Genomic DNA, 10092 nt, shown 5'->3' on the forward strand with positions numbered 1-10092 from the left:
GGAATGAGCCGGCAGTTCACCCCGCTCGTGATCGTACGCGTGCACGAACTCGCGCTCAAAGGACAGAACCGACCCTTCTTCAAGCGGGCGCTCTACGAGAATCTGTCCTACGCACTGCGCGACCTGCCGGTCTCGCGCATTCAAGAGCGTGCGCTGCGCTTCATCGTTCGTCTCACGGATCCCGCGGCGTGGCCGGAAGTCAGCGAGCGGTTGCGGTGGGTCTTCGGAGTGGCCAATTTCTCACTGGGACTGGAGACCGCCTTGACGGTCGAAGCGATGGAGCGGGGGCTCGGCGAACTGCTCGATCGGCATGGCCCACCGCAGGGGAGTTTCCGCATCCGCGTCAAGCGCACCAACAAGAGCTTCCCGCTCACCTCGCCGGAGCTGGAACGCGAGCTAGGACGCTTCGTCCAGAAGCGGACGGGTGCGCCAGTCGATCTCAGCGATCCCGACGTGACCTATACCGTGGAAGTGTTGTACGACCGAGCGTTGGTGAGCGGCGATGCGCTCCCTGGCCCGGGTGGGCTCCCGTTCGGCGTGAGCGGGCGGGTGGTCGCCCTGCTCTCCGGTGGCTTCGATTCGCCGGTCGCGGCCTACCGGCTCATGAAGCGGGGCTGCTTCGTCACGTTCGTGCACTTCCACGCTTACCCGTACGTCCGGCCGATCTCGATCGAAAAGGCGGTGGAACTCGCTCGCCATCTCTCGCACTTCCAACCGCCGAAGAATCGGTTGATGATCGTCCCGATCGGCGACGCGCAGCGCGTGATCGCGCTGGCAGCCGAGCCGTCGCTGCGCGTGGTCCTGTACCGGCGGCTCATGCTCCGCATCGCCACGGCGATCGCCCACGAGGAAGGTGCGGGTGCGCTGGTCACTGGCGAGAGCTTGGGACAGGTCGCCTCGCAGACGCTGGAGAACATGCGGGCGATCGGCGCGGTGACCGATCTGCCGCTCTTGCGCCCGCTGGTCGGGAACAACAAGGACGAAATCATCGCCGAGGCGGTGCGGATCGGGACCGAACCGATCTCCCGCGTTCCCGACGACGACTGTTGCACAGTGTTCGTTCCCTTGCATCCGGCCACGCGCGTCTCGCTCGAACAGGCAGAGGCAGCCGAGCAGGCCTACGATGTCGCGGCGCTGGTGGAGCAGTGCTTGGCCCGCCGAACCGTCTACGAGGGTGACCCGCTGCGTTGGGATCCGCTCGTGGCACTGGCGGCTGCGACCGCGTGACGGTGTGCGTCCCGGTACCGACGTGCGAGCAACGCCACGCTCGACAGGGCGACCACAGGGCTCAGGACTTCGATGCCCAGCCAGCCGACACGGGTAACGCTGCTCATGATCTGGAATGTAGCCCAGAGCGTGTGCAGTGCGACAGCGCGGAGGTAGGTACCGAGGGAAGCGCGTGAGTGCGGCGTGGCCGTGGTGCACGCGCTCGTGCCAGAGCGTTACCGTCACGAGGGCGATCCAAGCTGCATGGCCAGCCGGTGAGAGGAACCCGCGAACCAGCAGGACGAACTCGGCTAGCCCGACGTTCCCGCGGGAGGCGATGAGCCCAGTGAAGGCGTATCCGAGTGTTTCCAGCGCCGCAAAGCCCATACCACTCGCGAGTCCGAAGAGCAGACCCGCCGTTTCCGCGCGGTAATACCAGCGGAGGAAAAAGACGAGCGGGACGATCAGCTTCGCGGCCTCTTCGATCAGACCGACGGCCAGGAGCGGGAGGAAGCCGAGTGTTCGAGAGGTGTCGTACTCCAGCATACCGGCAATGATGACGCCGAGCGCACCGCCCCAGAGGAAGTTCCAGGCGACCGCGCTGGGTGGGATCCGTTCCGGCAGTGGATGCTCAGAGACCCAGAGGACGCGGACGGCGGGCACGAGAAAGGCGCCGAGCACGAGCAGGGAAGGAACGACGTTCGGATTGCCGGTTGCCTATTACACGTTGTTGAGGACAGAGATCGAGACAAGCCCACCGGAGAGGACCTGAAACCAGCCGCGGGTGAGCGTGGAGCGTATCGCTTGCACAGTCTCTGCCTGCGTGTTTGGCTGTGTCGCACGGGCCTCCGAGAACCAGGTGTCGTTCGTAAAAGTGCGCTGCGCCACGACAGCCACTGCTCGGCTGGCTCACGAGGAGACGGCACGCCAGCGGCTGATCGCGCGTCTCGAGCGGCCGGTACCTCGCTCGGTCGATCCGCGGGAAAGAAGGCGTCGTACGCCGGCGTGGCTGGAGCAATGGCCGAGCGGCTCACCGCTTGCGGGAGAGGAGCGTAACGATCGTTCGCTCGACGTCGGGCGGGAGTTCCAGCGCGAACCCTTCGGGCGAGAGAAGATGGCCGTTCTCCGTGTGTCCGCTGGCGACCGGGATCAGTTCGCCGCCCGCCAGGCGCCAGAGGGTGAAACCGGCCTCGATCTTCCCGTGATAAGGGAGAATCTCCAAGACGTAACCGTCACCGGAGAGCGTGACCGGTCGAAAACGGTGCTTCTTGAGCTGGTCGAGCAAGCGAGCAGCGAGCTTGTTCACGGACCGCGTGCTCCTTCACGAGCCGCTCGACGATCGGGTCGAGCTACGGACGGTCGCGAGGCCGCTCTCGCCGCGGCGGCCCCGCGAGGCTTACCCATTGTACCGTCTCGGGGCGAGCAGAGCGCACTCGGGGCGAGCGCTGCGGGCGACGAAGGAGACAGGCATGGATGCCCGAGCTTCCTCGAAGTCCAGCGCTGTGGCACGGCTCGACTGACTACGTCGTGCTCGCGGAGTCGGATTCCGGTGGGTCGCTCGCCGCACCGTCGGCAGCTGGTGTCGCGGCCAGCCGGTCCCGCACTGCCGTCGTCAGGTCGACACCGGTCACCGCGCTGAACCCCTCGATCAGTTGCTGGACGATGACCGGCAGCTGGGCCGCGTAACGTCCCAGTGCACTCCTTCCATCGGCTCCCGTGCCAGCGTCGAACACGACGACACGCTCGACTTGGGCCAAGGGGCGCGCCGCGGCTTCGACGACTTTGGGCAGCTGCTCGACGAAGGCTTGATACATCAGCAACTGCATCGCGATGGGGCCGTATTGATTGAGGGCCTGGGCGAGCGCGCGCTTGCCATCGGCTTCGGCGAGGAGAGCAGCGCGTTGGCCCTCGGCTTGGGCGACGAGTTCGGCCTGGAGGGCCTCAGCCAGTGCCTTTTTGGCTTCCGCTTCGGCCTGACCGATTTGGCGGATGCGAGCGGCTTCCCCAGCGCCCACCAGTTCCCGCTCGCGGGCTTCCGCTTCGGCGCGGACGACCTGCGCTTGGCGTTCTCCCTCGGCCCGCAGGATGGTGGCCTCCCGCTCGGCCTCAGCGCGGATGATGGTGGCGCGTCGCTCCGCTTCGGCGCTCTTGAGGACGGTCGCTTCCAGTTCCTTCTCGCGGCGACGGGCTTCCGTCTCTTGGACGGCGATCGCCGCCTCCGTGCGTGCGAGTTCGACCTGCTGCTCGGCGACGACGACCTGGCGTCGTGCCTCGGCCTCCGCCAGGGGGCCGGCTTGGGCAGCGCGGGCACGCTCGGCTTGTACCTCTGCCTCGTAACGGGCCTTGCGCACCTCCGCTTCTTTCTGTGCCGCGGCGATTTCTGCTTCAGCCATGGCCTCGGCGATGGCAGCCTGTTGGAGTGCTTGCGCACGCCGGACCCGTGCATCGCGCTCGGCTTCCGCTTTGCCGACCTCGGCATCGCGCTTGACCTCGGCGGTCCGCCGCTGACCGAGCGCATCCAAGTAGCCCTGCGGGTCGCTGATCTGTTGGATGGTCAGGACATCGATCTCGATGCCCATGCGGGAGAGATCCTGCGCCGACTCGGCGGCGAGGCGCTGGGCGAAGGCTTGCCGGTCAGCGTTGATCTGCTCGACGGTCAGGGTGCCGAGGATGGAGCGCAAGTGCCCTTCCAGCGTCTGAAAGATGACACTTCGGATCTGGTCTTGCTCCATACCGAGAAAGCGCTCGATCGCGTTCATCAGCATCTGGTCGTCGGAGCCGATCTTGACGTTGGCCACGGCGTCGACGGAGACCGGGACGCCCTCCTTGGTATAGGCCGAGGCGATCTTGAGGGGGATGGTCATGACGTTGAGCGAGAGGAAATCGACGCGTTCGAGAATCGGGATACGGATGCTCGATCCCCCTTTGATCAACCGATAACCGACCGTGCGCCGCTCGCCAGTCGTCGGGTCGACGACGGTGCGGCGGCGTCCCGAGAAGACGGCGACCATGTTGGGTGGGACCTTGATGATGTTGCGGCTGACGATCGCGAGGAGCGCGACGAAAGCCAGAAAGACGAGCAGGATGGCGAAGAGTGCCTGGAAGACATCGGGCAGGGGGAAACTCATCGAGCCTCTCCTCTCGTATCGAGACCCTCGAGGGCAGTCGCGTGCTGCAGGGGCTCGACCAAAAGGACGGTGCCGGCCAAGCCGGTGACCCGGACCAGCTGGCCGGCGGGGATCGCTATTCCGCGAGGGCTGCGGGCGAGATACTGACGCGTACCGGTCGGGCCACTGATCACGACGTAGCCTGGCTGGTCGGCCGCGAGCGGGACGGTCACTTCGCCGGTGCGGCCGAGGAGGTCCTGGAGGGAGAACTCGGTGGTCGCCTGCTGCCGGTAGAGGAGAACGACGAGGAGCCATGCGGCCAGACCGAAGGCGAGGCCACTGCCCGCAGCGACGAGCGCACCCCAGAGGACCGGTACGCCGAAAAAGGTCATCAGGAGCCCGGTCGCACCGAAGGCAGTGAGTGCGACAGCGATCACTTTGCCGTTGAAGGGCCCGACGCCGTCGTCACCGGCATCGAAGATGTCCGCGATCTCGCCGACGAGAACAGTGAGCGCCAGGAAGGCGAGACCGACCAGTGCGATGACGAGATAGGCGATCGCGAGTACGCTCACCGAATCGTCTCCCGAATCGGCAAAAGTATGCCCGGCTGCACCCGTGCGGTCAAGGTGCCGGAACGGTCGGTGCGATCGAGCACCTCCTGAGCCGCCTGGTGGAACTGAGTGATCGGCCGCCGCTCGCTCGGCCGCTCCGGCCCATCCGGCGGCGCACTCATCCGTTCGGCCTGGACACGCGTCTCGGCGGGCTCGCCGATCGTGGTAGCCGGGCCGCAGGGAAAAAGGGCTCGGCGCGGGACGACCGAGCGATCGACCGCGCCGAGCCAGGCCACGGGCTGCGGATCAGTGCGCGTTACCGCGCTTGCTCCTCCATCCGGCGCCGTTCTTCCTCCGACTCGAGCTCGACGTACTGGTGCTTGAGTTCCTTTTCGGCTTCCAAGATGAGCGCGACCTCTTCCTCGGGTGCCTGTGCGACCAGGCGGTGCCGGGAGTAGAGGGCGAAGTAGAGCAAGGCGATCACGAGGAAGAAGGCCACGCCCAAGACGCCGGGTCGGTAGTCCTGGATGGAGAAGGTGGCGAACAGTGCGATGATCGCGAGCGCTGCGCCGATAGCGGCACCCGGAATCCCGAAGGGGCTCTTGTACGGGCGCGGCAACTCGGGGCGCGTGATCTTGAGGCGGATGTAAGCCAGCATCACGGCTGCATAGGAGATGACCGCGCCGAAGACCGCCATGTTGAGGAGGGCAGCGCCGACGATGCCGGTTCCGAACTGGTCGATGATCACCGCACAGAGGAGACCGATGATGGCACCGGTGATGAGTGCGCGGTGTGGAGTGTGCGTCTTCGGGCTGGTCACCGAGAGGAAGCGTGGGTAATAGCCGGCCCGGGAAAGGGCGAAGATCACCCGACCGTAGGCATAGATGATGGTGTGGAAGCTCGCGATCAGCCCGGTGAGCGCGATGAGCGTCAGCACCGTCGTCGTCGCTCCGGCCCCGAACACCGCTTGGAAGCCATCGGCCAAGGGTGCACCCGATTCGCCGATTTGCTTGGCTCCGCCATTGACTCCCGAGTTGAAGACGAGCGTAAAAACCGAAAGGGCGAGCAGCGTGAAGATGCCGGCGATCAGCCCACGCGGCATGTCGCGCACCACATCGTGTGTCTCTTCAGCGGCCAAGGGTAGTTCCTCGATCGCGAGGTAGAACCAGATCGCGAAGGGGATGGCCGCGAAGATGCCGTAGAAGCCTTGCGGCAAGAAGGTCGAGCTGCCGGCTCGGTCAGGATTGGGCTCGATGTTGAAGACGAGGTCCCAGCTGAAGGCACCACTGGCGACGGCCCCGATGTAGAAGATCACCAGGATGAGCATGGCGAGAATGGTGACGACCAACCCGACGCGGAGCGTGATCTCGACGCCGGAAATGTTGATCGCGACGAAGACCATGTAGAACAAGAGCCACCAGATCCAGACCGGGACCTGCGGGAACAGGGTGTTCATGTAGCCACCGATCCCGACCACGATCACCGCTGGTGTGATGACGTACTCGATCGTGTCGGTGACGCCGACGAGGTACCCTCCCCACGGTCCGAAGGCACTGCGCGTGAAGGAGTAGAACCCACCAGCATGGGGCAAGGCTGTGGTCAGCTCCGCGATGCTGTACACCATGAAAAGGTACATCAGCGCCATCAGCACGGTCGCGACGAGGAGCCCACCGAAGCCTCCCGCACTGAGACCGAAGTTCCAGCCGAAGAAGTCGCCGGAGATGACCGCGCCCACCCCGAGTGCCCAGAGAAGCACCCAGTTGGCATGGCGGCGGAGCTTACGCTGCTCGAGATACTCTTGCCCAACTCGCTCGTAGCGGACTCCGCCGCGCTCGATCGTCGGTTGCTCACCCATCTCACTTCCCTCCTCTCGCTCGTTCGCTGATCACTCTTCCGGCGTGATGTAGGCGGCGGTGATGCCGCCATCGACCAGAAACGCGGTCGCGGTCACATAGGACGACTCGTCGGACGCCAGGAACAGCGCGGCCTGCGCCACCTCGCGCGCTTGGGCGAAGCGTCCCATCGGGATGTGCACCAGTCGCCGCTGCCGCTTGACCGGGTCGGAGAGGATCGAGCGCAGGAGCGGTGTATCGACCGGCCCCGGGCAGAGCGCGTTGGCCCGGATATTCTTGCGGGCGAACTCGATGGCGATCTCCCGCGTCATGGCCAGGACGCCCCCCTTGCTCGCCGTGTAGGCGATCTGGGGCACGGCTGCTCCCATGAGGGCGACGAAGCTCGCCGTGTTGATGATCGAGCCGCCTCCAGCCCGCAGCATGGCCGGGATCGCGTACTTGCAGCCGAGGAAGACCCCCTTCAAGTTGACCGCCATGACGCGGTCCCAGACCTCTTCTGGTGTGTCGACCACCGAGCCGTCCTCGTCCGGGAAGATGCCGGCGTTGTTGAACATGACGTCGAGCTTGCCGTAGGTCTCCTCGGCAGCACGGACCAGCGCCTCGACCTCGGCTGCCTTCGTCACGTCGGTCCGGACGAAGATCGCCTCACCGCCGCCCTCCCGGATGAGGCGCACTGTCTCCTCGCCGCCCGCTGTGTTGACGTCAGCGACGACCACCTTCCCGCCCTCCTGGGCGAAGAGAATCGCCGCCTCGCGCCCGATTCCCGATCCTGCACCGGTGATGACGCACACCTTGCCAGCCAGCCGGTTGCCCATCGCTGCCCTCCCTCAGCCGCGCTCGAAGTACCGATACAGCTCCCAATCGGTCACCACGGCGTCGAACGTCTCCTGCTCGACTCGCGCCATGTTGACGTAGTGCTCGACGACGAGATCCCCGAAGGCGCGGCGAGCGAACTCGCTCCGCGCAAATTCCTCCATCGCCTCGGCGAGCGTGCGTGGCACGCGGACGACGTCGCGGGCTTCGTAAGCGTTGCCGCGGTACTCGGGCGGCAGGGGGAGTTCCCGCTCGATTCCGTCCAGCGCGGCGGCGATCATCGCGGCGTAGGCCAAGTAGGGGTTGGCATCGGCGCCCGGAATGCGGCTCTCGACGCGCAACGACTGGCCATGGCCGACGATGCGGTAGCCACAGGTGCGGTTGTCGCGTCCCCAGACCACGTTGACCGGTGCCCAGCTGGCGACCGCGTAGCGCTTGTACGAGTTGACGTTGGAGGCGACGAAGAGCGAGAGTTCGCGGGCGTGGGCGATGAGTCCGGCGAGCGCGTGTTGCATCAGCTTGCTCATGTGGTAGGGTTGCCCGTCCGCCTCGTAGAAAAGGTTCCGCTGGCCGGCACTGTCCCAGATGCTCAAGTGGATGTGGGAGCTGGAGCCAGTCCAGGTGTGATGGGGCTTGGCCATGAAGGTGACCGCCACTCCGTTGAGGTAGGCGATCTCCTTGACGCCGTGCTTGAAGAGGACCGCTCGGTCGGCCGATTCCAAGGCCTCGGCATAGTGGATGTTGATCTCGTGCTGGCCGGCGGCGGCCTCACCTTTGGAGAACTCGATCGGGATACCAGCAGCGGTCATCAGGTTGCGGATCTGCCGGTAGATCGGCTCCGCTTTGGTTCCCTGGAAGAGGTGATAGTCCTCGTTGTACCAGCCGTACGGGCGGAGACCGCGGTAGCCCTTCTCGTAGGCCTCGTCGAACGAGTCCTTGAGGAGGTAGAACTCGAGCTCGCTCGCCATCATCACGCGGAAGCCCATGGCGGCGGCACGCTCGACCTGCCGGCGCAGGATGGTGCGGGGTGCGACGGGGACGAGTTCACCGGTCTCCTCGTCGACCGCGTCGGCCAGGACGAGCGCTGTTCCCTCCAGCCAGGGGATACGCCGCAACGTCGCGAAATCGGGCCGGGCGACCCAGTCGCCGTAGCCGGTCTCCCAGTTCATCAGGCGGTAACCGCCCGGTGTCGTCATCTCCATGTCGGTACCGAGGAGGTAGGTGCAGAAGTGGGTTCCGTGGGCGCGGACGTGCTCCAGAAAGAAGTCGGCGCGGACGCGCTTCCCCATGAGGCGTCCCTGCATGTCGCAGAGCGCGTTGATGACCGTATCGATCTCGCCACCCGCGACCAGGCGCTCCAGCTCGTCCAGGGTCAAGAGACCTGTCGTGTGCTCGCTCATCGCTTCGCTCCAACTCCCTTCGCTCGTCGTGTCAGCGATCGGCCGGAGGTGAGTCTCTGGGTGGGGGGTGACGGCTACCGTCGGCCAACCTGCAGCATCGGCAGCACGGGAGACGGGGTGATCTTCTGTGCTGCATGGTCGCGTGCGATCCTTCCTCGACCGTGCCGAAAAAGGGCCATCACCCTGCCGACGAGCACGAGGCTCCCGGGCAGCACTCTGCACGCATGCCAGAATCGATACGAGCCGGACACACCGCTACCGTGCCGTGTCCGGCTTGTCCAGGGCTCTCTCGCTGCCACAACACACAGTAATGCGTGCACGTGCTGCTGTCAAGAGGCTCATCCACGATACCATCGGTGCAGGACGCACTACGGGGGTCCGCTCGAGCGTTCGCTGGGAGAGCCAGCCGGGTGCGGTTCGAGTAGGCTCGTCGGATGACGAACTGGGAGCCGCGCGGTTCGGCGAGGAGGATGCCGTGGAGGAGCGAGCGGAAAGCGGGGACGCGGTGGAAGGGCAGCCTGCACGGCGTTGGCTGCTCGTCGTCGTCCTGGTCGCTGTGGTCGCTTGGACGCTGATCGGGTTCCGCTATCTGGAGCGCCTTGCTCCATTGACTGGCGACGAGCCGTACTACGTCGTGACGGCGATCTCGCTTTTAAAGGACTTCGACCTGGACGAGACGAACCAGTACGCTGAACGCGCCTGGCTGCGCTTCTACCCGCCGCAGCCGTTGCCAGCCGACTGGCGCGGGTGGCCCGCTTTCCCCTGGGAGTTGCCGCCGCACCCCGCGCAGGCGGCCCGGCCGGGACTCTACAGCAAGCACGGGTGGGGGCTGACGCTGCTGATCGCGCTGCCCTGGGCGGTGGTCGGGCGGGTAGGCGCGATGGCGACGGTCGGAGCGTGCGGCATCCTGCTGCTCGTCCAGCTCTTCTGGCTGGCGCGCGAGGCAGGGGCGAGTCCGCGGTTGGCCGCACTGCTCGCGCTCGGGTTAGGACTGGTCGTGCCGATCGGGCCGTACGCGCTGCTCCTGTTCCCCGAGGTGCCGGCCGCGCTCTGCTTCCTCTACGCGGTGCGGCGAGCGAGCGAGCCGGCCAATCGCTGGTGGCAGTGGCTGCTCGCGGGAAGCGCGATCGGCTTTTTGCCGTGGCTGCACCAACGCTTCCTC

8 protein-coding genes and 2 pseudogenes are annotated in these 10092 nt (G+C 66.0%); 2 read left to right on the forward strand and 8 right to left on the reverse strand.

Annotation, left to right across the window (positions count from 1 at the left end; genetic code table 11):
• The first annotated feature begins 3 nt into the window (after nt 1-3).
• Complete coding sequence (gene thiI, locus ACWIVK_RS04245; protein ID WP_448575336.1) at nt 4-1227, forward strand: tRNA uracil 4-sulfurtransferase ThiI; 1224 nt, start codon at nt 4-6, stop codon at nt 1225-1227.
• A gap of 201 nt (nt 1228-1428) precedes the next feature.
• On the opposite strand, the pseudogene ACWIVK_RS04250 reads toward thiI, so the two are convergent.
• The 8 genes and pseudogenes from ACWIVK_RS04250 to ACWIVK_RS04285 all read right to left on the reverse strand — a co-directional run.
• Nucleotides 1429-1887 (reverse strand): annotated as a pseudogene (locus ACWIVK_RS04250) (PrsW family glutamic-type intramembrane protease); the annotation flags it as partial.
• A 349-nt stretch (nt 1888-2236) separates the two neighbouring features.
• Nucleotides 2237-2512 (reverse strand): hypothetical protein, encoded by a 276-nt coding sequence (locus ACWIVK_RS04255; protein ID WP_448575337.1) that lies wholly within the window; start codon nt 2510-2512, stop codon nt 2237-2239.
• Nucleotides 2513-2726: 214 nt separating this feature from the next.
• On the reverse strand, nt 2727-4334 hold the full coding sequence (locus ACWIVK_RS04260; protein ID WP_448575338.1) for an SPFH domain-containing protein: 1608 nt from the start codon (nt 4332-4334) through the stop codon (nt 2727-2729).
• Nucleotides 4331-4885 (reverse strand): NfeD family protein, encoded by a 555-nt coding sequence (locus tag ACWIVK_RS04265; protein WP_448575339.1) that lies wholly within the window; start codon nt 4883-4885, stop codon nt 4331-4333. Before ACWIVK_RS04265 ends, ACWIVK_RS04260 begins: the two co-directional genes overlap by 4 nt.
• Complete coding sequence (locus tag ACWIVK_RS04270; RefSeq protein WP_448575340.1) at nt 4882-5160, reverse strand: hypothetical protein; 279 nt, start codon at nt 5158-5160, stop codon at nt 4882-4884. The genes ACWIVK_RS04265 and ACWIVK_RS04270 overlap by 4 nt, the downstream gene beginning before the upstream one ends.
• A 20-nt stretch (nt 5161-5180) precedes the next feature.
• Nucleotides 5181-6719, reverse strand: a complete 1539-nt coding sequence (gene eat, locus ACWIVK_RS04275) for an ethanolamine permease (protein ID WP_448575341.1) — start codon at nt 6717-6719, stop codon at nt 5181-5183.
• Nucleotides 6720-6749: 30 nt separating this feature from the next.
• Complete coding sequence (locus tag ACWIVK_RS04280) at nt 6750-7532, reverse strand: glucose 1-dehydrogenase (protein ID WP_448575342.1); 783 nt, start codon at nt 7530-7532, stop codon at nt 6750-6752.
• Nucleotides 7533-7544: 12 nt separating this feature from the next.
• Nucleotides 7545-8930 carry a glutamine synthetase family protein gene (locus tag ACWIVK_RS04285; protein ID WP_448575343.1) on the reverse strand — a complete coding sequence of 462 codons (1386 nt, stop codon included), beginning with the start codon at nt 8928-8930 and terminating at the stop codon, nt 7545-7547.
• A gap of 475 nt (nt 8931-9405) precedes the next feature.
• Between ACWIVK_RS04285 and ACWIVK_RS04290 the strand changes: the two are divergent.
• A pseudogene (locus ACWIVK_RS04290) lies at nt 9406-10092 on the forward strand (hypothetical protein); the annotation flags it as partial.

It is taken from the genome of Thermomicrobium sp., assembly GCF_053493975.1.